The sequence below is a fragment of the Pseudomonas deceptionensis genome (assembly GCF_900106095.1).
GTDB lineage: Bacteria > Pseudomonadota > Gammaproteobacteria > Pseudomonadales > Pseudomonadaceae > Aquipseudomonas > Aquipseudomonas deceptionensis.
Window position 1 is genome coordinate 208578 of sequence record NZ_FNUD01000002.1, and the last position, 21456, is coordinate 230033.

Genomic DNA, 21456 nt, shown 5'->3' on the forward strand with positions numbered 1-21456 from the left:
CCGGTCTTTCTTCAGGCCAACTGCGGTGAAGACTCATCCTCCTGAATATCGCTCACAATATCCAGGTCGTCCGGGACCCAGATCAGGAACGGGTCCTTGGCCGGCCGGTCGTCATAAGGCCGTGCGCCCTCTTCATCTGATTGGCCGGCCCGTCGAAAACCGTACACCTGGCGCCGTTCGACATGAATGCTCGGCGCCGCCCCTGCGCCACTCGAAGGCTCGATGTTCATGGCCGTTAAGGTAGCCAGCACATCCTCAATGATCTGTTGTCGGTTGAGGGTGAACGCCGAAGCGAAGCAGCGCCAGAAGCGCCAGCCCGCGCGCTCCAGAATGCGTTGGCGGCGCATGTCACTGTCCCAGCGGTCAGGCCCGTGGAAGCGGTCGCCGTCGCACTCGATGGCCAGGCGGCTGTCGTTGTCACCTTCAACCACCATGTCGATGCGATAAGCCCCCACGCCGACCTGCGGAATCACCCGATAGCCGCGCTGCGTCAGCTCATCGTACATATCGCGCTCAAAGCCCGACTCGCACAACTCCCGCAAATCGCTGACCTGGGCCGCATCCTGGGTAAAGGGCGTTTCAAAATGCTCAATCAGGCCCCGGCGCAAGCCATCGACCGCGCTAAGGTCGGTCAGCTCGACGCTGCGCACCAGGTACATGCGGTCCCGCGCCCGGGACGCGGCCACGTTGAAACGCTGGGCAATGGAGTCACGGCTATTGGCAAAGCAATCACCGGGGCTGGCCACCATCGACAGGAACATGATGTCCCGCTCCTTGCCCTGGAAAGTGCGCGCATCGCCACAGCTGATCTGGAACCGGGTGATCACTTCTTCACCCAGCGCCTTGGTCAGCATCTGCATGATTTTTTGCGCCTGCTCCGCCCCCAATAACGAGACCACGCCAATGCTGCGCCCGACAATTTGCGGCAGAGCGATCAAACGGCGGATTTCCTCGACAATCACATTGGCTTCGCCGAGGTTGAACTTGCCCTTTTTCGCCCCGTCCATCACCAGCAGATCCACCAGCGGCGGGTCCAGGCGCTCGGTCAGCATCGGCAGGCGCAGCGGCTTGAGTTCGTGGTTGTAGAACTCGCGCTTGGAGTACTCGATGATCGGCGCCACGCAGCGAAAGTGCTCGCGCAGCATGGTGCCGCTCTTGGCAAACACCACCTTGAACAGGTCATACAGCGAACGTTCCGGGGACATCAAGGGCCGATAGAGCCCCACCTGGTTGCCCAAAAAGCGCGCCATCATGTTCTGCACGCGTTCTTCTTCCATGCCGATGCCGTCCGGCGAGACCTGTTTGTCATCGCCCACCACCAGCACTTTTTTCGCCCGCAGCAAGGCCGGCAGCGCGGTCAAATCGGACTGCGATGCTTCGTCGATTATCACCAGATCGAACGCGCCGTACTGCGCCGGCAAGCTCTCGCAAATACGGTAGTGCGGCATGATCCAGCACGGGATCGCCGAGATCGCCACGTCGGCAGCCAGTCGCGCGTCCTGTCGATAACGCCCGGCACGCACGCCGGTGCCCTTGCCGATTTTTCGGATCGCGGTGCGATACAACTCAAGGGCTGCCCGGACACTCGGCGTGGCGTTTTCTGACAAGCGCAACCAGGTACGTTTAACCACCGCATCCTGATAAAGACGCGACAGGCTCAACTCCAGTTCACCGCGCAATGTGAACAGGCGCTTGAGGTCTTCTCGCCCATCAATGCTCTTCAGGTACTGCGCCAAACGGCTCAGGCGCCATACGTCCAGGCAGTTATCCGCAAGCAGGTCATCCACCGGCCCGGTGCACGGTTCGTTACGCAAGCGGGCAGCCCAGATCAGCCCGCCGCTTTGCGCAATAACGTCCGTCACCCGTTGCACCGTTTCAAGTGCGCCGGTCAGCGCCAGCACCCGGCGCAGTTCATCCATCAGCTCGGACCACTGCGCCTGAAGCTCGGTGACGCTCACATCCGGCTGGCCCAGGCTTGCGTCGAGAAACCCTTGCAGACGCTCGCTTATAGCGCCGCCACAACCGGCCAGAGCCTTGTTGAATGTTTCCTTGAGCACCCAGGTGGCCGCAAGACGGTGGCGCATCAGGTAATGACGCAGAATGCTAGCGCCTTTGCCCAGCACGGCCTCGTCACTGCGCAACTGGCTGACTTCAACCCAGTCCGGGAGCAGTTGCCTGAGTTCGGTGTGGGCGCGGACTTCGCCGTGCTCCGCGAGGATAATGTCGTCGTACAGTTCAATCGCCCGGGTAGCCGCCAGCAGTTGCTCGACGTCGGCTTCAAGGGTCGGCAACGGCATTTCGGCGGCCAGTGCATTCCAGCGCAACAGCAAGGTGCGACCCAGTTGCTGGAAGCGCACAAAAGCTTGCACATGCGCCCAGTCCTGATCGTTTTGCGGCTTGCTGCCCAACACCACAATGGCGTCCAGCAACTGTTTCTGGCTGCCCTTGCCGATCAGGCCGGACAACCCGAACGGGCGCCGTCCCTGGGCCAGGTTATCAATGGCGGCTACCACTTCGGGCTGCGCCTGGGGCTCGAATGACAAGCTCACCGGCCTGGCCACAAACGCCTTGCGCCCGCCCAGTGCCTCTTTGATTTCAGCCTTGAGGCTGTCAAAAAGCGCCAGCACATCAGCATTCGGGTTGCGTATCAAATGGGCCTGCATGGCCGCCACCCAGCTGTGTTCGGCAGTCGCAAGCTGCGTGCGCAGGGCCTGCAAGTGTTCCAGATGCTCGACCAGGGCCTGTGCCTGCTCAAGGGTCTGCACACTGGCGTCCAGCAAACGCGGCACCTCGCCGGTGCTTTCCTTGTGCTGCAACTGGCTTTCCTGAGCCAGATCCTGGTGCACCTGGATCAGCGTTTGCGCCTGTGGGAAATCCTCCAATTGCGGCACTTTGTGCCCCAGGTAAGACAACGCGTCTGCGAGCACCAGCCGTGCCTCGCGCAGGGCGATGATGTCTTGCAGGGCAAAACGCGGACGATGCTCCTCGCCAATCCCGATCTGATCGGCAAAGCCGTTGATCTCGTCTTGGGCCGTGGCGACCTGTAGCGCGGCATGGGTAGGGCTAAGGCGTTCGCCGTCGATTTCCAGGTCCGACAGGTTGCGCTCGGCCCACTGGGTGATCTCACGATCGGCACTGGCCATTTGACCGTGGAGGGTATTGATTTCGTCATCAATCTGGCTGATTTCGCGCTTATAAAGCGACCGATCAATGCGCTGAACTTCAGCTGAGATTTTTTGAATGGCGAATTCGAACTGCTTCATGCCATCCGCTTCGCTGCTCAGCAGGCTGATCGCCAGCGGGCGAATGTCTTCGGGAAGCTTTTCCTGCAACACAGCCAGCGCCGGGTCTTTCATCGACGTCACCAGCACCCGCTTGCCATTGGCCAGGTAGTGGCTGATGACGTTGGCGATGGTGTGGGTTTTACCGGTACCGGGCGGGCCTTGCACCACAACCCCATCGTGCACTTCCAGCAGCTGGATGATTTGCACCTGCTCGTCGTTGTACGGCTTGGGGAAGTACAGTTCGTGGGCTTTGGCAGCCGGTGCACCATCACTTTGGGAGCCACTGACGTAGGACAGGCCACGAAACGGTGGCAGCACCACGTCTTCAAGCACGCTCGATGGTTCGGTCAAGATCGCCTGCAAGGCGGCTGGCAACTCGCCGATCGCCTCGATCTCGCCCTCGAAGCGCCCCAGGTCTTCAATAAACATGTTGCTGTCGCGGGCGCGGGCAAACAGGGTCCAGGTGTCCGTCACACACAGGTGCTCACCGGCCTTGGGCACGCTGCGATCACCTTCGGTCACCGTCACCGGCACAAACTGCCCTTGGGCATCGAGCAACGAAGAGGCCGAACGGATCACCGGCTCATGACTGGCGGGGTTGAACGGGCTGATCCCGGCCTGGTCTTTCTTGAAAAAGTCCTTGGCCAGGGTCGCCAACGGCCCGACGCCGGCAATGTCTGCCGCCACATAGGCGTCCACTTCCAGACGCGGCTCGGCGGCACGCGGGCGCACTTCAATCGCCATGCTGTCCGGGTTGATGGCAATCTCGACCAATTGACTGATCAGCGGGTAATGGATGACGCCGACCACGGGATGTTCCCACGTCGACACTCCCAGGCCCCAGACCAGCTCCAGCTGTGCATCCCCCAGGTTGCCCTGCATTTGCTGCACCAGCAGAAACAGCTCGGCATACAGCTCAATGCTTTTGCGGCGTAGTTTTTCCTCTACTGCCCACAGGCGCCAGGCAGTTTGGCTGTAGGACTTGAACTGGGCCTTGATCTCGCCCGCATCCAGGCAGTCTTCCAGATTCACCCACTCATCCAGCGGGGCATCTTCAGCGATCTCGATACCGGCCGTGGCCAAACGCTCAAGCTCGGGCCCGGACACCGCGGCACTGTTGACCAACGCTTCGTGAGCCACCCGCAGTTTGAGCGCAGGCGCGGTTTGCGGGTCGCCTGCCAGCTCGATCCACAGCGCCAGCAGCGGGCTCAGGGGCGCCGGCGGACGGGTCTCGTGCAGACGCTCAAGCCGTAGCCAGATTTCGTCTTCGTCACCTTCCAGCACATCCAGGCTGACACCCGGCAATGCCCGCAGCTTTTCTTCGCTGGCACTAAAGGCGTTGTGCTGGCTGACGGTTAACGCGGGCCGCTTTTGCATGAGTGCCGTCTGTTTTACAAACTCAATCAGACCGGCGAGACGTGCGCGTACTGTATCCATGTTTGAACTGAACCACTTTGATAAGGGGGCGCGGTATTCATGGAGAAAACCTGAAGGCGCCGGGTGAAAGCGAAAAATCCTGCAATGGCCTACACGATACAGAGGTTGCAGTGGTATTCAGATACATCATTTTGTAAAAACTACTCGCTATACAAGACGACCCGGTTATTCCCAAAAGGTCGTTCGCCATGCCCGCCTCACCCCAGCGCCTTGCGCTCGCCATCGCGCTAATCACTTCAAGCGGGTTTGCCTCGCTGGCAATCGCCAAAGACAACCTGGTGGAGGCTCCCGGCAGCAGCGCCCTGAGCCTGGGCGCCAACGACTCGCTGACGGTGACGCCAACCGGCAGCCTGACAACCGCCAAAGTGGCCGTGACCCTCAAAGACGCCACCAGTGGCGCAGGCGTAGTGATCGACAACGCAGGCAGCCTAGTCTCGACGGGCGGGCGAGCCATCGACAGCAGCGGCAAAGCGGACGGCGAGCGCAACTACAGCATCACTAACCGTAGCGGCGCGACGATCCAGGGCAGCAACGATGCCTTGCGCATCGACACCCACTTCAGCAGTGGCAGTGTGCTGATCGACAACAGCGGCACCATCCGCTCAACCGGCAGCGGCCAGGCCATCGACCTCGATGCCGTGCGCAGTGAAAACGTGCGGACCACTCTGATCAACCGTGAGGGCGGGTTGATTCGCGGCGAGTTCAGCGACGGTATGAAGACCGGTGCCAACGCCACGATTCTCAACTACGGCGAAATTTCCTCGGGCGATGCGCGCACCGACGACGACAAGTTCGACGGTATCGACATCGACTCGGCAACCGGCGTGACCGTGACCAACCACGGCACCCTTTCGGGCGGGCGCCACGGGATCACCACCGACATGGGCGCCACACTGGTCAACTATGGCGAAGTGACCGGGCGTAACGGCTCGGGTTTCGGCTCGGACGGTGATGGCACCGTCATCAACTACGGCACCATCACCGGCGCGTACTCCGGGCTCAAGCCCAACGGTGATGGCGATGGCGTGGACATCGACTTTATCGCGCACATCGAAAACTACGGCACCATCCAGGGCGCCGGCGCGGGCGGGGTCGACAAAAACGGCTTTGCCAATGGCAGCGAAGGGATCGCCCTGGGGGGCGGTTATATCTACAACGCCCAGGGCGCGCTGGTCAGCGGCGCCAACAATGCGGTGCTGGTGGATGACGGCAGCGATGGCTCCGGGCTCGCGGCCACCACGCTGATCAACAACGGCACGATCAAAGGGCTGGACGGCTTTGGTGTGAGGTTTGTGGGCGAGTTCGATGATGTGGTCGTCAACAATGGCCTGATCAGCGGCAGCAATGGCCGGGCACTGGACCTGGGCGGCGGCAATGACAGCCTCACGCTGGGCAGCGCCAGCCGCTTCGACGGTCTTGTGGACGGCGGCAGCGGTTATGACCGGGTGACGTTCGATGACCCGGCCGGTGGCCGGTTCGGCAATAGTCAGAATTTTGAATGGCTGGACGTCAAATCCGGCAGCTGGACCCTCTCCAGCCAGAACGACTTCAGTGACGGCGGCGAGATTTTCAGCGGCGCCCGCCTGGTTAACCAGGGTGCCATCAGCGGTACCCTCACCGTCGACGAAGGCGGCGTTTACGCCGGTGGCGGCAGTGTCGGCAACCTGCTGGTCAACGGCACACTGCAAACCAGCCCACAGCTGGGCACGGCGAGCATCACCCATGACCTGACCCTGAGCAGCGGCGCGACCCTGGCTTATGGCGTCAACGCCGAAGGCAGCAGCGCACCGGTGCAGGTCGGCGGCACCGCCCACCTCAATGGTGCGACGCTGGCAATCAATGCCGGCAGCGGCACCTACCCGTGGCTGAGTCAGTACACCGTGCTCAACGCAGGCGCCATCGACGGCCGTTTTGGCACGGTCACCAGCGATTACGCCTTCCTCACCCCGACCCTCAGCTACAACCCCGCCAGTGTCGAACTGACCTATGCGCGCAATGACGTGGCATTTGCCGATTACGCCAGCAGCGCCAACGGCAACAGTGCCGCCATCGGCCTGGGCCAGCTCAAAGCGGGGAATGCGCTGTATAACGCCCTGCTCAACACCAACACACAAACGGCGGGGGCAGCGATCGAACAGCTGGCCGGCAGCGGCAATGCCAGCCTGAGCAGCGCGACGCTGGGCGCTACGTCGCAAGTGGGCGGCAGCATGCTGGCGGCCATGCAATCGCTGGGCGCAAGTGGCGGGCTGCGCGTTGCAACCGCGACTCGCGATACCCCGGTCCTGGCTGCCACCGGCGTACCCGCCGGGGTGCGCAACCTCAACGACCCGAATGCCCGGGGCCGGCTCTGGCTGCAAGGCCTGGGCAGCTACGGACGGCTTGACGGTTCGCACGGCAGCAGCGACGTAACGCAGCGCACCAAAGGCGGCTTGCTGGGTGCCGACTGGGCGTTGACGCCGGACTGGCGCATGGGCGTGCTCGGTGGTTATTCGAAAACCGACGTGGACAGCACGGGCATGGATGGCACGGTCAACAGCTGGCACGCGGGGGCCTATGCCATTCGCCAGAGCGGTGCGCTGGCCTTGCGCCTGGGCGCGGCCTATAGCGCCCATGACGGTGACAGCAAGCGCAGCGTGGTGTTTAACGGCTTCAGCGATCAGCCCAAGGGCGATTACCGCGCCAACAGCCAGCAAGCCTTTGCCGAATTGGGCTATGCCCTGGGCAGTGGGCGCCTGAGTGCAGAACCGTTTGCCAACCTCGGTTATCAGCGCTACCAGCGTGACCGCTACACCGAAAAGGGTGGCGCCGCCGCGTTACAGGTCGAGGAACAGACACAGGACAACTTCAACAGCACCCTGGGCGTGCGTCTGGCGCACCTGAGCCAGCTGGAAAACGGCATGAGCATCACCCCGCGGCTGAGTGCCGGCTGGAAACACACCTATGGCGACATCAACAGCTCAACCACCCAGGCCTTTGTGCTGGGCGGTTCGGCCTTCAATGTCGAAGGCAGTGCGCTTGACCGCAACAGCCTGGTGCTGGAAGCCGGTCTGGATATTGGCGTATCAGCCCGTCAAACCCTGGGCGTGGGCTACACCGGCGATATCGGCAGCAACAGCCGTAACCATGGGCTGATGGGGCAATGGCAGATGAGCTTTTGAGCCACTGACTTGCGGCCACCGCTTTTTGAAGGTCCTTCGGACCTTATCGCAGCCTGCGGCAGCGGCTACAGGTTTCAGGTTTCAGGTTTCAAAACAGACGCACAAAAAAAGGCCCTCCCCGAAACCGGGGAGGGCCTTTTGATTAACGCAGGGGTTTAGCCCAGGTTAACGCCAAAGTTCGAAGCCAATGGCGCGAGGCCACCTGCAAAACCTTGGCCGATTGCCTTGAACTTCCACTCTTCGCCATTGCGATACAACTCGCCGAAGACCATAGCGGTCTCGGTCGAAGCGTCTTCGCTCAGGTCAAAGCGTGCCAGCTCTTTGTTATCCGCCTTGTTCAGAACGCGGATGTAAGCGTTCGACACTTGGCCGAAGCTTTGTTTGCGGCCGTCGGCGTCGTGAATGGTCACCGCGAAAGCCAGTTTTTTGGCTTCTTGCGACAGAGCCGCCAGGTTGACGTTCACTTGCTCGTCGTCACCTTCGCCAGCACCCGAGCGGTTGTCGCCCTGGTGAACAACGTTGCCGTCCGGCGAAGTCTTGTTGTTGTAGAACACAAAGCTGCCGTCGTTCAGCACTTTGCCGCTCTCGCCAACAATGAACACCGAGGCGTCCAGGTCGAACTCCTGGCCGTCAGTCACACGTGGATCCCAACCCAGGCCAACAATAACTTCTGTCAGGCCAGGTGCTTCTTTGGTCAGGGAGACGTTGCCGCCCTTACTCAGACTTACTGCCATGTTCGTGAACCCTTATATAAAAAGATGAATGGGTCGATTAAAACTTCAGACCATAGCTTTCAGCCAATGGCTTGAGGCCACCGTTGAAGCCCTGGCCTACAGCGCGGAATTTCCACTCGGCGCCATTGCGATACAGCTCGGCAAAAATCATCGCGGTTTCGGTGCTGGCATCTTCAGCGAGGTCGTAACGCGCCACTTCGCTGTTGTTGTCCTGGTTCACGATTCGAATGAACGCACCACGAACCTGACCGAAGTTTTGCTTGCGGGTTTCGGCTTCGTGAATGGTCACGGTGAACGCGATACGGTCGATGTCAGCAGGGACTTTGGACAGGTCGACCTTGATCGCCTCGTCATCGCCGTCGCCTTCACCGGTACGGTTGTCGCCGGTGTGCTCAACCGAGCCATCAGTGCTTTTTAGCTGGTTGTAAAAAATGAAATCGGAGTCAGCGCGGACTTTACCGTCAGCCTTGAGCAAGAAAGCGCTCGCATCCAGGTCGAAGTCTTGACCATCAGTGGAACGAGCATCCCAGCCCAGGCCCACGAGGACTTTAGTCATCCCCGGAGCTTCTTTGGACAGGGACAGGTTGCCGCCTTTGGAAAGGGAAAGTGCCATGTGTAATTCTCCTTAATAATGTGCGATCAAGCGTTCGTGTCGTTTTTAACGTCGGATTGCTCTTCTTCCTTACCTGGAAAGATGATGCTGGCCACAATACCGATGGCCAATACCACTAACACCACGATCAGGCTGGTGTTCGGGTCAATGCTGATACCGTGGCCAAACAGGTGATCGGTAGCGTTCAGGGCCAGCTTGCCGGCGATAAAGAACAACAGCGCGATAACCGATTTTTCCAGGTGAACCAGGTAGCGCTTCAGTGCTTCGAGAACGAAGTACATGGTACGCAGACCCAGAATTGCGAACATCATGGCCGAGTACACGATCAACGGTTCACGGCTCACGGCAATCACTGCCGGTACGGAGTCGAAGGCAAACAGAATGTCTGAAACCTCAACCACCACCACACACAAAAACAGTGGTGTCGCAAAAAGAGCGCCCTTGCCTACAAGGGTCATTCCCTTGTTCTGAGGCTTCGTGATCTCTTTTTCAAGCTCTGAGCGTGAAACAAAGAAATTATGTCCGTGCAGTTTTGGCCAAACCGGGAACAGTTTTTTCGCAAAACGGTAGGCCATGTGCTTGGAGTAATCCTCCTCCTCATCCTCTTCCTTGCTGCGCAGCATCATGATCGCGGTCCAGGCCACGACTACCGCAAACAGCACTTCGACCCAAGGGCCAAACGCCAGCAAGCCGGTACCGATTGCCACGAAGATCAGGCGGAACACGATGGCGCCGATGATGCCCCAGTACAGAACACGGTGACGCAGCGCGTCCGGGATCTTGAACCAGGCAAAAATAGCCATGAACACGAACAGGTTGTCGACGCTGAGGACTTTTTCCAGCGCGTAACCGGTGACGAACAGGCTGGCCACGCTTGGGCCGTGCGCGTAGTACAGGTAGCCCGCAAAGGCCAGGGAGATCAGCACCCAGAACACCGACCAGACGGCGGCGTTGGTCAGTGAGACCGGTTTATCGCTTTTGTGGGTAAACAGGTCGATTGCCAGAGCAATGACCGCCAGAGCCACAAATACAGCGATGGTAGTTGGCGGAAAGCCAATTGCCGTGTTTTCCATGATGTCCTCAGAGATCAAAATCGCCAGGGTTCAACCCCAGCTCATTGCAGATAATGCGGCAAGCAGCCCGCTCACTTTCATCGAAGTTGCCATCGGCGCTACCGATTGCGCAGCAAACACGCACCAGCAGACGGGCAGCATCTTCTTTTTTACGTAGCTGACCGATCGACTTCAGTGCTTCAGCACGACCGATCTGTTCATCAAACTCAAACTTCTCGCATACCGAGTTGAAAGCCTTGATCACGTCTTTAACGTCAAAAACCTTCAATTCATTAGAGTTTTGAATAAAACCGATCATTTTCTGCTTTTCGTCGCTGCTGATGTTGCCATCGGCCGCGGCCACCAGTGCGCACCCGGAAACCACGGCTTCCATGAACTCACGGTTCTTGAACTTGCTGACTTCCGCCGAAAGCTTGTCACGGGCGGCGGTTGCGTTGGTTTTGAGCCATTCGAGCATTGGATTCACCTTGTCAGAAATTGAAGGACCACCGCCTGCATCGGCAGGCGGCCAATTACATAGCGCTCATTTGGAGCCGGCAGACCAGCGCATGCCCCAATTGAACGCCTTATCCATATCTGAGTGACCCTTGAAGAACTCAACCTTGCGGTTGACCTTCACGCTGCCACCGACGTTTTCAAGCAAAGCGATGGCGCACATGCCTTTGGTGCCCCCCTCTTCACTCAGACGTACTTCAATCGGCGGCTCACCCGGGATGTACAAGGTGATCACGCCGTCAGTCGCCTGCCAGTTCGGTGCGCCTTCGTAGATGAACGCGTAAACCAGCACGCGACGCATCTTGCGCCACTCCTTGCCATTGATGCGCAACCACTCGCCGTCGCTCACGGAGCCGGTACGGTCGTCGCCCATCAATTGAATAAACGGCTCGTCACGGAAATCGCCAAAGGCATTGCCCAGGGCCTGAACCGCGCCCTTGCGGCCGTTTTCCATTTCGTACAGGCAACCCACGTCCAGGTCGATACCGCCCGACTTGCCGGTCGCCTTGCTGCGCAGCGTCGCGAAGAAGCCACCGCCACCACCGTTGTCGTTCGGGTTGCTGCGGTTCCAGTTCAGGTTGATTTTGATCTCGCCAAAATCACCGTCTTTTTTCTCAAGGCTGATGGACGGGCGCTGCTTGTCCAGAGTGATCTTCGACAGGTTGACCCGGGACGCCGGTACCGGCGCGGGTGCTGCTGGGGCTGGCGCGGGTGCCGGGGCTGCTGCCGGAGCAGGCGCCGGTGCCGGAGCAGGCGCGGCAATATCAACGCCAAAGTGCTGGGCCAACGGCGCCAGGCCACCGGCAAAGCCCTGGGCCACGCAACGGAACTTCCACGCGCCCTGGCGACGATAGAACTCGCCAAGGATCAACGCGGTCTCTTGCATGCCCTGGGTCGGGATCGGGGCTTCAATACCGCCGCTCACCGATACGGTCAGTTGCGGGAAAGCATCGAAACGGGCCTTGTTCTCGTAAATGGTCGCTGTCAGTGCGACTTTTTCGACGGCCTGGTCAATGGCGTCCAGATTGACGCTGAACACGCTGCGGCCTGCAGCCGACTCGACCAGCTTGACCGCGCCATTGTTGACGCTCTGCTGGCCGAAGAAGCACATGTCATTGTCGCCACGCACCTTGCCCGACTCATTGAGCAGGAACGCCGATACGTCCAGATCAGCGCCCGGCACCGGGGTGTAGGTGATGGTGACGCTCAGGGTGCCTGGGGCAACGGCGGTATTGGCGCCCGGTGTCAGGGCCGTCATGCGCGCACCGCCTGAGCCGCTTCGCTGCTCAAGTCCTGGGCAGTACGGCCATTGGCAACAGTACCGACTGCGGTCAGGTCCCAGCCCGCCGAAGTACGGCTCATGTAGGCCATGACCACGCCGGTGTGCCGGCCTTTATCGGACAGGTTGAAGCGCGCCAGCTCTTTGCCGGTCAGCTCATCAACGATTCGGCAGTAGGCATTTTCTACCGCTTCAAAGTTTTGCCCGGTGAACGAGTTCACCGTAAACACCAGATGCTTGACGCCGGCAGGCAACTGTTCGAGGTTGACCTGGATCGATTCGTCGTCGCCATCGCCTTCACCCGTGCGGTTGTCGCCGGAGTGAACGATGGAGCCGTCATTGGACTTGAGTTGACGGAACCACACCAGGTCCTGCGGCTGCTTGGCACTGTCGAGCAGGATGCATGAGGCATCCAGGTCGATGGCGGCGTCACTGCTCAGCAGTTTGGCAAAAAAACCGCTCGGCTTGACCGGGTCCCAGCCCAGGCCCATGCGGATTTTCTTGAGGCCGGTGCCGGCTTCTTTTTCAAGAGAAATGGTTTGGTTCTTGGACAGCGAAATGGCCATGAAGCGTCTCCTTGTCTGCATTCAAGCACGATAGGTTATTGCTGATTATTGACATGCGTTGCTTACGCCTTGCTTACAGTCCTTCACGCAGGCACACGTCAAGTGGCCGCTTGCGACGCCACAGCGCGTGAAATTCGCGCCAATGTGGCTCCTGAGCGGCCCCGAGCATTTGTTCATCGCCCCGGGTATCACCCCAGGCGCGCAGTGTGTACTGGTCCAAAGGCCCGTATTGCGCCTCCAGCCGAATGACTTTTTGTTCACAGCGACAGTTGATACCGTCGATCGCCCCGGTCAGTACGCCATCGACTGACGCCAGTCGGGTGCCGATCAGGCCGATACCGAGTTTTTTGGCAAACGGCGTGAGCACCAGTTCGGGCGAGGCCGAGCAAATCGTCACCTCGGCGCCCTGTTCAACCTGATTGGCGACGGATGTTAAGCCCAAAGGCCGCATTAGGCGCTGCCACGAAACGTCACAAAATGCTTCTGCGCGCTCTTTTACCCACGCTTCTTTGGCTCCCGTCAGGTAGACCGCGATCAGTTTTTCCTTCAAGGCATTACGCGAAATCCTACCCAGCAAATAGCAAACACTGGCCGGGATCATGCGCAGCAAGCGCATGGCAAACAGCCGATTGCCAAAGGCAAAACGCAAAAACGGCACAAAGGTGTCGTGATAGGTCAACGTGCCATCAAAATCGAAAGCCGACAGAACCTGCTTACCCTTGACCGGTGTCTTCAAATCGTCGTTCAACCCACTAATTCAGCCAATCGCAGGCTGCCTCCAAAAGTGTCTGACGAGCTGGCGATTTCGGGGCGAACCCCTTGCCAATGTGCTCGTTCAATAATCGTTTGCGCCCATTTGTAATGGGTCGCAGGCTCGCACATGGCGTCGTTGAACCTGAACACCGCAGGCGCCGCCTCACTCAGTATTTGGCGTGCACTGTTCAGATCTTCAAGGCTGACTTGCAACGCCTTGTGGATAGCTGCAATTTGCGACGGGTGGATTGCGGTTTTACCCACAAGCCCGTGAGCCATATCCAGCGCCAGCTCTTGCTCCAGCAGGTGCGGAGTGTTGAGTTGTTCAAACACCGGCGCGGTCAGGGCAAAGCCTGCCGACCCCATGACCCCGCACAACATCGCAATCACGTAGCTCATGGGCGTGCTGTAAAGGGTCATCGTAGGGGGGCGGCGCAAGCCCAGGCAGCCCATCAAATCGTTGCCGCCGATGCGCAAGGCAATAATACGCCCCGGCAATTGCTCAAGCATGGCGCTGCGCAGCTCAACCATGGCATTGGGGACAAAGACGTCCGGGGTCTCCAGGGTTGGCATCAGCATCAAGTCTTCGCGGGTAACCGCCTGCTGCCACTCGCGGATATTGCTCAGGCTCAGCTTGGGCACTACGAAACCGTCGACATGGCGCATCAGCGACCACTCATTGAGCACCGCTGCCATCGCCGCATCCCGCGGCCGCACAAACAGGATCGGCCCGCTGGACGGGCGACCGCCGCGCGCCTCGATCCCCAGCAAGAGACTCTTGAGGTTGTTCAGCCCCTGTTGCACGTCGGTTTCGGCCACCGCGTCTTCCAGGCACACCACCAGCGAACGCAAACCCTGGATCTTCTCGCCCAGCACCACTTCCAGAATATCGGGACGGGTGGCCGGCATATAAAGAGTGGCGCCCAAGGCATAGGCTGAATGCTTGATCATCAGCGAACACTCCTGATTACGGTCACGGCGCGATAAGGCCCCAATTGATCACCCACCTCCTGAACCTCGATATTGGCCTGGCGCGTCAGGTGCAGCAGCAACTGCACGTCCTGATCATCACGATCACGCACCAGCACGTGGTCCGGCACCCGGCGCATCACGGCGCGGGTGGCCTCGGCGATACCCGGTTTGACCCGGTTGGGGTTGGTCACCGCAAATCGGGTCGAGATACGTTCGACCGCAGCCACCGCCGAGTGTTGCAAAGCCAATGCCTGCTCCGGTGTCCAGGGTTGAGCCGATGCCTGCGGCGCCAGCTGCGCTCGCTCGGCTTCGATACTGTGGATAAAACCCATGGTCACGTCGTGCTCAGCCAAGTGGTCGTACACCACGCAACCATGCAGGCCCGGGTCTTGCGGCCAGATGGAGCGTGAAACAAGGCCGGAAACCGTCGCCCCGAGGATGCCCGACGGGATCAGCCAGTCTTCAGCCGAAGCCGCCAGCCAGGCGCGACCACAAGGGTCGGCCAGCACTACCAGACGCGGATCTGCCGGGAAACGCGAATCGCCCGCCAGGCTGTCGCGGATCTGGCCGCTGATCGCGCCCTTGCCGGTCCAGCCATCAACAAACACGATGTTCTCGGCACCGTGGGCCTTGATGATAGCTTCGAGTGCCACGTTGTCGATTCCACGGTCACGAATAATGCTGATCCCGTAGTGCCGGGCCTCGCGGCCCAGATCGAGCAGCGCCCGGCGCAGCAATACGCCCAGCGGCAAACCGGCCCGCACAAACGACACCAGCGCAATCGAAGGGCCGCTGTAACGTTCATTCAACGCCTGGGCCAGCGCCTGCACATCGGCCGCCATACGGGCACCGTTCTGCGCCAGAGCAAGCTGATACAGGTTTTTATGGGTGTCGGAGGGCGGATGTTCCTCGCTGATCATCTCGGAGTAATGGCGCTGCTGAGTCTGAATCAGGCGCTCTTTTTCCTGCACGTCAGTGGCTTCAATCTGCATGGCGCGCAGTAAAAAGTGCACGTCATCGGCGTCATAGCTGCCACTGCCGACGGTGTTCAGCCCTGCAAAAGCGTTACTCATGGCTGACGCTCGCCAGCACATGGGAAGCCAACTGACCGCGCTTGGGCGTGCCCCACCAGTCGCACTCGGCCATAAAGCCCAGGTCCGAGACGCTGTCACCAAAGCCCAGCAACGGCCGCTTGCCGTTGATCGCCTGATCGCGACGTATCCACTCGCGCACCGCTTCACGTTTTTGCAGCGCTACGGGCAGGAACGCCAGGTTGTTGCCATTGCCGTGTACATACAGCCCGTCCAGCAAGCCCCGCGCCTTGACCTCGGCCAACACGGTGAGCAGCGCTTCGTCGGTTTCGTTGTTGTGCTTGGTGACCACGTAATTGGCCAGCCCCTGCTCTTCAACCACCCAACCGCGCAGCGAAAAACCAAGCTCGGCGCCAATGGCCAGGGTTTGCTCGCTCAACTGGTGCAGACGGGTCTGCTCAAGTGCCAGCTGGTCGCACATGCGGGCATGCCAGTCCAGGTCCAGCGAACCGTCCGGGTTGAGAATCACCCCGCCATGGGCGCAGACCGCACCGTGGGCGAAGGGCAATTGCACCCGTTGATAGGCCTCGATGCTGCGCGCAGTCACGGGAACCACGTCGCTGGTGGCCAGCAGCCATTCCACAAAGCTTTTTTGTGTCGCGCTCATAAAGCCATTGGGCTGACCGTCTACGTCCAGCGTGGCGGCAAAGCGGGGCTCATCGCCCATTTTGCGGGCGGTCTGAAACAGGGTGTCGTCCAGATCGACGAACACCAGCGGGCGATTACTGCTCATCTACGATCACCTGCGCATTCAATGCGCTGATCAGCGCCGGGTCGACGGCAGCCGCCGGGGTTTCACTGCAAATCAGCACCCGGTCAAACTGGCCCGGGGCGACGTTGTAAAGGAAGTTGGGAATACCCAGCCCGTAGTTGTCAGAGAACGACAATGCGTGGTCGATGGCATGGCCCAGGGCAATCGGGGAGCGGCTGGTGGAGCTGAAGTGCACGTCGGCACCCGCCCGTTCCAGGCGCTCGGCCAACAGGAATGGTGGCCAGACATATTCGCTGGTACCGATGACCAATACCCGCTCTCCGGGCGCTACCTGCAAGTCGGGCGCCAGGGTGTCGAGGTGTTCACACACCCCCATACGGCCCCAGTCACGGCTCGGATCAAGCGCCCAGTCACCTTGGGCCACACTGCCCACCTCGGGCATGTCCGGCAGCTCAGCGGTGGGATCTTCGGCGAACGTGTAGCGACCGTCGAGCAACGAGACGCTGCTAACGTGGTCACCCATGGCCTTGCGTACAGCGTCCTGGGACCAGTCGGTCAGGGTCGCGGTGACGATGCGCTCAATCGAGTTGAGCCCCGCTTCGGCCAGCGCCCGGGACAGGTTGATAAAGGTATTGCCGGTCGACGCTTCGTCGTCCACCAGCACCAGCGAGCGGGCGCTGAGCATCAGGTCGCGGGTGTGCGCGTCTTGTGGCAGATGCAGCAGGTGCGAGCTGGCGTGGCTGTGCTCTTCTTCAAAGCGGGCGAACAGTTCGCTGCCCGTGGGGTGACGGCTGCTGCACAGGTACACGCTGTCATTGCGGGTCCGGCTCAACGCACGGTGTACGCCGGCGCCCAGTCCGACAGCGGTTTCGGCCATGCCGATCACCAGCACCGGGCCAGGCAGGTCTGCCGGGATCTTGCCGGCCAGGGCGTTGAAGCTTTCAGCCATCAGCGAGGGACGGGCCGGGATGTGACGGCCCAGCACGCGGGAAACAAACAAAAAGGCCCGCTTTGGATTACGCCGCTCGGCAAAACTGAAAAGTGCCTGAGGCTCGAAGGTCGATGCATTGACCTGCACCTCCAGGCGACCGCGCTTAAGGTTTGCATGCAAAACCTTGGGTTCGGTCATGGGGTTACCGCTATTCATCAACATTTACTACCTGGAAATACATAAAAAGTGGGGGACGATCAGCGAGTCGATGACTTAAGACAAGCGAAAAATGGTTACCGGAAACGTCAACTCACCTTAACAGCGATTCCCCGCGAACCGGAACGACCACCGTGATTGCCTTGACTTGCACATCCTCGCGCCAGACGCTGGCCGGCACCGGCAGACCCAGGCGGCGAGCGGCAAAAATACCGGGCAGGTTGACGCCGGCTTCGCGCGTATAGCCGATGCCGCCGGAGTAACGCAGATTGATCTCCAGCAGGTGTGGCTGGCCTGCCGCATCATCGCGGGTCTGCACGTTGACGATACCGTCGCACTTGAAGTGCCGTGCGGCCTTGATCGCCAGCTCAACCGCAGCACCGTCGCGCTCAAACGTCTGCATCAGGCCCTGCTTGCGCCGCCCCACAAACGCCACGGCCTCGCCTGCTTCGCACACCATGTCCACCGAGCATTCGCTGCCGGGCATGTACGGCATCACCAGCAACGGCTTGGGCGCCTCTGATTGCCCGTAGGCGTGGGCAAAGACCGTTGCATTGACTTCATGGGCGTCGGCGTTGGCAAAACTGCGGAACGGGTCGACATCATCGGCCAGGCGCCAAAAGCCCTGACCATAAATGCCGCGTGTCGGTTTTACGCAAACCTGGCCATCACGGGACAACTGGGCGTACTCCGCTTGCAGCTCGTCCTGAGTGCTCACCTCAATGGCCGGAATGCACGCCAGCCCGGCCGCCAGGGCTTCGCGGGTGAATACTGCCTTGTCGTCTACCCGCTCAAAGGTGTCCAGATCCAGGGCGCCCGTGATCAGTTGCAGGCCAGCGGCTTCGAACTCGGCCCGATGGGCTTCATAGACCTGCCCTACGCGCCCGGCCAGCACCACGCGGATCTGATGGGCTCGCGCCTGTTCGATAACCCAGCCAATGCGTTCTTGATTGTCCAGAGGCTCGCGCCAGGCGACATCTGCCAACCCGGTAATTTCAGGGCGGTTTTGTCGGTGTGAGGCAAAGATCCGAACCGCATCGGGCAGCGCCGCGCGGGCACCTGCAATCACGTCGCGTTGGCTCGATTGCCCTTCAAGAAACCAGATCATGGACATCCCTTGCTACAGATAGTGGAGAGGCGGTCTAAACGCGGGATTCTAGCGGATGGCGCCGGCCACCACCTGACAAACCGCATCGCCAACAAGCCTGGACTTAGCCACTTTCACATTTTGTAAATAATTACCCTCCTATACTCCAGCGCACTATTCCCCTGCCTTTTCTGCCTGGTAGCCCAATGCGTCTGACTCGTCCCGCTCTGCTGCTGTTGCTCCTCGCTGGTGTGCTGTTCTTTTTTGCGCTGGGCAATCACCAGTTGCAAGGCTCGACCGAGTCGCGAGTGGCGGGCATCGCCATGCAAATGCACCTGAGCGACGACTGGGTCACACCCAACTTGCTCAATGAACCCTTCCTTGAAAAACCGCCCCTGAGCCTGTGGCTGGATGCGGGCGCCATTCGTGTGTTTGGCGCCCAGCCATTCGCCGTGCGCCTGGCCTCGGCTTTTGCCGGGCTGTTTTGCGTGCTGTTGCTGTACGCCATGTTGCGCAAGCTGGGGCGCCCTGTCGCACTGGCCTGGACCGCCGCGGCAATGCTGGCAACCATGGGCAGCTTTTGGGGCAATGTGCGTCAGGTGGGTGAAGACGCGCTGCTGACCCTGGGGGTGACCATGGCCTTGCTGGCGTTTTTTCATGCCAGCCGCCAACTGCGTTTTGCCTGGGGCAGCTGGTTGCTGTTTGCCGCTGGCATAGCCATTGCGACCTTGAGTAAAGGCGTACTGGGCCTGGCATTGCCGGGGGTGGTGATCTTTGTATTCCTGCTGTGTGAAAGCCTGATAGCAAAACGTTTTGTACCGCGCAACTGGCTGCGACCTGCGCTGCTGACCCTGCTGGGGCTGATTCCGCTGATGATCTGGCTGTGCGTGCTGTATCAGCGCGGTGGCATGCAAGCGCTTGGCGAGCTGCTGTGGACCAACAGCGTCGGGCGCTTCAGCGGCTCCTTTGTCGAAGCCGGGCATTACGAACCGTTCTACTACTACCTGAGAAAGCTGCCAGAAGCCTTCTTGCCGTGGAACCTGCTGACCTACCTGGGGCTCTGGCACTTTCGCAAACAACTGCGCAGCAACCCCTACCTGCTGTTTTTCTGCGTGTGGCTGGTGGCGCAGTTCGTGCTGCTGAACTTCGCCTCCAGCAAACGCGCGGTGTACCTGATGTCGCTGGCGCCAGCGGCTGCGGTCATTGCGGGTGAGTACGCCCGGGTTGTGTTGGCCTGGCTGCGCGAAAAAGGCCAGCACTCGGCGTGGGCCAGGTTCCTGAGCCAGCACCACCGCTCCCTCGCCGCCGCCCTGCTGGCCGCCGTAGTTACCGCCTACTTGGTGGCGGCGCTCCGGGCCCCGCTCGCCGATAAAACCGAGTCATTCGAGCCCCTGGCCGCCCACGCCATGAGCCTGCAAGCCAGCGGCAAACAGATCGCGCTGATGAAACCCGACGAGCGCCTGGCCGCCGTGGTGTTTTACACCCGCCAATTGCAGCACACCCTGGACTCAACCGCAGAACTGCAGGCGTTTCTCAGTGCATCGCCCGACAACATCGTGCTCATCGAAAACCCGGTGGTGCCCGGCATGGCGTTGAACATCGTGGACAAAGTCAGCGTGGGGCGTCGTCATTTTCACTTTGTGAGCCTGGCGGCGCCCCGGCCATAAACTTGATCCCGGGCAACAGAACCGCAGTTGCCGTGGCCGATCGCGGGGTATTGGCTACGCTCCTTGGGCGTTTCCCACTCAAGGAGCCTGTCATGACCATCAGCATTACCAGCAAAACCCTGAGCGACTACGACGCTCAGCTGGCCTTCAACACAGCCACCGCGTTTCTACGCAAGTCTGACCTGGCCAACTACCTGATCGATCAGCTTGAACAGCAACGCGTCAAGCTCAGCGTCGAGGTCAGCAGCGACCCGGCACTGGCCAATCAGGACGTATCGAACAAGGGTTCGATTGTATGGAACCTGCACAGTGACCAGTCACCCAGCCCGGACTTGCCCGACGTGGCGGCCTTGCTCAGCCGTATCCCGGCCCAGCAAAAGCCCTACATCACCAGCCAGTGGCGACTGATGCATTCGCTCGCCCTCGCCTGCCAGCAACTGAACGATCAACTCAACTTCCGCGATGCGGATGCCACATGGCCATGGCTTGACGAAAAAGTGCTCAGTGCCGGCGATATCGAAAATGTGGTGGCACGCGAACTCAGCGACCTGCCATTGCCCGATGAGCAAAACTGGAACCGCCTGCTCAAACGCACCTGATTGGGCAAACGCAATGAAAACGCCCGGCGCATGGCCGGGCGTTAGGGGGGGCACCTGAAGGGGCCGATCAGAACTGCGAAGCTTCATACCCGTGGCCGGCCGTCGCGTTGACCACTGGCACGATGCTCGCCCAGTCTTTGGGTGCGATGTAACCCAGCATCTGCGGTTCGCCATTGACGCCGTTGGTCTTGATAAACAATGAATCACCGTAGCCAAACGTCGTGTTCGTTGACAGGTGCATGTCCAAAAGCAGCTGATCCATGCATTCACTGTGGGTGACCAGTACCAGGTTGTGGCCCGCTACCTTGTGCTTGAGGGCATCACGCAACATGCCGCCCCGGCAGTTGAACAACCAGTCCTGGGCCTCCACCGGCCGGGCGAACATGGCATCGGCGGTTTGCCGGGCCCGGGTCAGCAAGCTGCTGTAAATGTCGGCATTCTTGAGACCTAACTGCTCATAGTCCGAGCCCAACGCCTGAACGGCTGCAGCACCGCGCACCGTCACACCGTCTTCTGGCCCCAGGCACTGCGTGGTAGAGCGATCGCAGCGCTCGGCATGGCGAACCAGAGCAATCACATCGCCTTTGGCCCAGCTGTCAGTGAGCAACAACACATGATCGGCATGGCTGGCTTGCGCCAGATTGGGCGCGGACGCAGGCGCCAACAAGGTCAATGTCAGCGCAATGGCCAGCACGCTTGCAACGCCCACGACCAGCACATTTCTATAACGGGCCAGCCCGCGACGCAGCATTGCTCGATTGATTGCGGTCAAGACAGGACTCAACGTCA

The 21456-nt window shown here is 60.3% G+C and carries 17 protein-coding genes; 3 read left to right on the plus strand and 14 right to left on the minus strand.

The features are described from left to right. Window positions 1–11 precede the first annotated feature (11 nt). Entirely contained in the window at window positions 12–4721 is a 4710-nt protein-coding gene (locus BLW11_RS00930; protein WP_048362080.1) for an AAA domain-containing protein, read from the minus strand. A 188-nt stretch (window positions 4722–4909) separates the two neighbouring features. Between BLW11_RS00930 and BLW11_RS00935 the strand changes: the two genes are divergently transcribed. Next, complete coding sequence (locus BLW11_RS00935) at window positions 4910–7879, plus strand: autotransporter outer membrane beta-barrel domain-containing protein (RefSeq protein WP_048362079.1); 2970 nt, start codon at window positions 4910–4912, stop codon at window positions 7877–7879. Between the two features lie 155 nt (window positions 7880–8034). Here BLW11_RS00935 and BLW11_RS00940 read toward each other — a convergent pair whose 3' ends face one another. From BLW11_RS00940 to BLW11_RS00995, 12 genes are all read right to left on the minus strand, one after another. Continuing rightward, the gene (locus BLW11_RS00940; protein WP_048362078.1) at window positions 8035–8613 is read right to left on the minus strand and encodes a TerD family protein; all 579 of its coding nucleotides are present in this window, start codon (window positions 8611–8613) and stop codon (window positions 8035–8037) included. A gap of 37 nt (window positions 8614–8650) precedes the next feature. Then, window positions 8651–9226 carry a TerD family protein gene (locus BLW11_RS00945; protein ID WP_048362077.1) on the minus strand — a complete coding sequence of 192 codons (576 nt, stop codon included), beginning with the start codon at window positions 9224–9226 and terminating at the stop codon, window positions 8651–8653. 26 nt (window positions 9227–9252) lie between these two features. Further along, window positions 9253–10299, minus strand: a complete 1047-nt coding sequence (locus BLW11_RS00950) for a TerC/Alx family metal homeostasis membrane protein (protein WP_048362076.1) — start codon at window positions 10297–10299, stop codon at window positions 9253–9255. Window positions 10300–10306: 7 nt separating this feature from the next. After that, a complete protein-coding gene (locus BLW11_RS00955; protein ID WP_048362075.1) occupies window positions 10307–10756 on the minus strand; it encodes a tellurite resistance TerB family protein in 450 nt (149 codons plus the stop codon). A gap of 66 nt (window positions 10757–10822) precedes the next feature. Beyond that, window positions 10823–12052 carry a TerD family protein gene (locus BLW11_RS00960; protein ID WP_048362074.1) on the minus strand — a complete coding sequence of 410 codons (1230 nt, stop codon included), beginning with the start codon at window positions 12050–12052 and terminating at the stop codon, window positions 10823–10825. Next, window positions 12049–12639 (minus strand): TerD family protein, encoded by a 591-nt coding sequence (locus BLW11_RS00965; RefSeq protein WP_048362073.1) that lies wholly within the window; start codon window positions 12637–12639, stop codon window positions 12049–12051. The genes BLW11_RS00960 and BLW11_RS00965 overlap by 4 nt, the downstream gene beginning before the upstream one ends. Before the next feature lie 73 nt (window positions 12640–12712). Continuing rightward, on the minus strand, window positions 12713–13387 hold the full coding sequence (locus tag BLW11_RS00970; RefSeq protein ID WP_048362072.1) for an HAD-IB family hydrolase: 675 nt from the start codon (window positions 13385–13387) through the stop codon (window positions 12713–12715). Next, on the minus strand, window positions 13384–14343 hold the full coding sequence (locus BLW11_RS00975) for an HpcH/HpaI aldolase/citrate lyase family protein (RefSeq protein WP_048362071.1): 960 nt from the start codon (window positions 14341–14343) through the stop codon (window positions 13384–13386). Before BLW11_RS00975 ends, BLW11_RS00970 begins: the two co-directional genes overlap by 4 nt. Further along, a complete protein-coding gene (locus tag BLW11_RS00980) occupies window positions 14343–15437 on the minus strand; it encodes a cysteine protease StiP family protein (RefSeq protein ID WP_048362070.1) in 1095 nt (364 codons plus the stop codon). The genes BLW11_RS00975 and BLW11_RS00980 overlap by 1 nt, the downstream gene beginning before the upstream one ends. After that, complete coding sequence (locus BLW11_RS00985) at window positions 15430–16188, minus strand: HAD family hydrolase (protein ID WP_048362069.1); 759 nt, start codon at window positions 16186–16188, stop codon at window positions 15430–15432. The genes BLW11_RS00980 and BLW11_RS00985 overlap by 8 nt, the downstream gene beginning before the upstream one ends. Next, the gene (locus BLW11_RS00990; RefSeq protein ID WP_048362166.1) at window positions 16178–17314 is read right to left on the minus strand and encodes a phosphoribosyltransferase domain-containing protein; all 1137 of its coding nucleotides are present in this window, start codon (window positions 17312–17314) and stop codon (window positions 16178–16180) included. Before BLW11_RS00990 ends, BLW11_RS00985 begins: the two co-directional genes overlap by 11 nt. Window positions 17315–17408: 94 nt before the next feature. Then, window positions 17409–18422 (minus strand): ATP-grasp domain-containing protein, encoded by a 1014-nt coding sequence (locus BLW11_RS00995; protein WP_048362068.1) that lies wholly within the window; start codon window positions 18420–18422, stop codon window positions 17409–17411. Between the two features lie 185 nt (window positions 18423–18607). Here BLW11_RS00995 and BLW11_RS01000 point away from each other — a divergent pair, with 185 nt between their 5' ends. Beyond that, a complete protein-coding gene (locus tag BLW11_RS01000) occupies window positions 18608–20068 on the plus strand; it encodes an ArnT family glycosyltransferase (protein ID WP_048362067.1) in 1461 nt (486 codons plus the stop codon). A gap of 92 nt (window positions 20069–20160) precedes the next feature. Continuing rightward, a complete protein-coding gene (locus BLW11_RS01005) occupies window positions 20161–20667 on the plus strand; it encodes a hypothetical protein (protein WP_048362066.1) in 507 nt (168 codons plus the stop codon). Window positions 20668–20734: 67 nt separating this feature from the next. Here the strand turns inward: BLW11_RS01005 and pmrG are convergent, their stop codons facing one another. Further along, window positions 20735–21418: a lipopolysaccharide core heptose(II)-phosphate phosphatase PmrG gene (gene pmrG, locus BLW11_RS01010; protein ID WP_048362065.1), complete on the minus strand. Its 684-nt coding sequence runs from the start codon at window positions 21416–21418 to the stop codon at window positions 20735–20737. Window positions 21419–21456 lie beyond the last annotated feature (38 nt).

Bases quoted from the DNA above. Each gene is read 5' to 3' on its own strand.
- pmrG (WP_048362065.1), bottom strand. From the start codon at position 21,418: ATGCTGCGTCGCGGGCTGGCCCGTTATAGAAATGTGCTGGTCGTGGGC.
- BLW11_RS01005 (WP_048362066.1), top strand. From the start codon at position 20,161: ATGACCATCAGCATTACCAGCAAAACCCTGAGCGACTACGACGCTCAG.
- BLW11_RS00955 (WP_048362075.1), bottom strand. From the start codon at position 10,756: ATGCTCGAATGGCTCAAAACCAACGCAACCGCCGCCCGTGACAAGCTT.
- BLW11_RS00950 (WP_048362076.1), bottom strand. From the start codon at position 10,299: ATGGAAAACACGGCAATTGGCTTTCCGCCAACTACCATCGCTGTATTT.
- BLW11_RS00995 (WP_048362068.1), bottom strand. From the start codon at position 18,422: ATGATCTGGTTTCTTGAAGGGCAATCGAGCCAACGCGACGTGATTGCA.
- BLW11_RS00960 (WP_048362074.1), bottom strand. From the start codon at position 12,052: ATGACGGCCCTGACACCGGGCGCCAATACCGCCGTTGCCCCAGGCACC.
- BLW11_RS00980 (WP_048362070.1), bottom strand. From the start codon at position 15,437: ATGAGTAACGCTTTTGCAGGGCTGAACACCGTCGGCAGTGGCAGCTAT.
- BLW11_RS00930 (WP_048362080.1), bottom strand. From the start codon at position 4,721: ATGGATACAGTACGCGCACGTCTCGCCGGTCTGATTGAGTTTGTAAAA.
- BLW11_RS00965 (WP_048362073.1), bottom strand. From the start codon at position 12,639: ATGGCCATTTCGCTGTCCAAGAACCAAACCATTTCTCTTGAAAAAGAA.
- BLW11_RS00940 (WP_048362078.1), bottom strand. From the start codon at position 8,613: ATGGCAGTAAGTCTGAGTAAGGGCGGCAACGTCTCCCTGACCAAAGAA.
- BLW11_RS00975 (WP_048362071.1), bottom strand. From the start codon at position 14,343: ATGATCAAGCATTCAGCCTATGCCTTGGGCGCCACTCTTTATATGCCG.
- BLW11_RS00945 (WP_048362077.1), bottom strand. From the start codon at position 9,226: ATGGCACTTTCCCTTTCCAAAGGCGGCAACCTGTCCCTGTCCAAAGAA.
- BLW11_RS00985 (WP_048362069.1), bottom strand. From the start codon at position 16,188: ATGAGCAGTAATCGCCCGCTGGTGTTCGTCGATCTGGACGACACCCTG.
- BLW11_RS00990 (WP_048362166.1), bottom strand. From the start codon at position 17,314: ATGAATAGCGGTAACCCCATGACCGAACCCAAGGTTTTGCATGCAAAC.
- BLW11_RS00935 (WP_048362079.1), top strand. From the start codon at position 4,910: ATGCCCGCCTCACCCCAGCGCCTTGCGCTCGCCATCGCGCTAATCACT.
- BLW11_RS01000 (WP_048362067.1), top strand. From the start codon at position 18,608: ATGCGTCTGACTCGTCCCGCTCTGCTGCTGTTGCTCCTCGCTGGTGTG.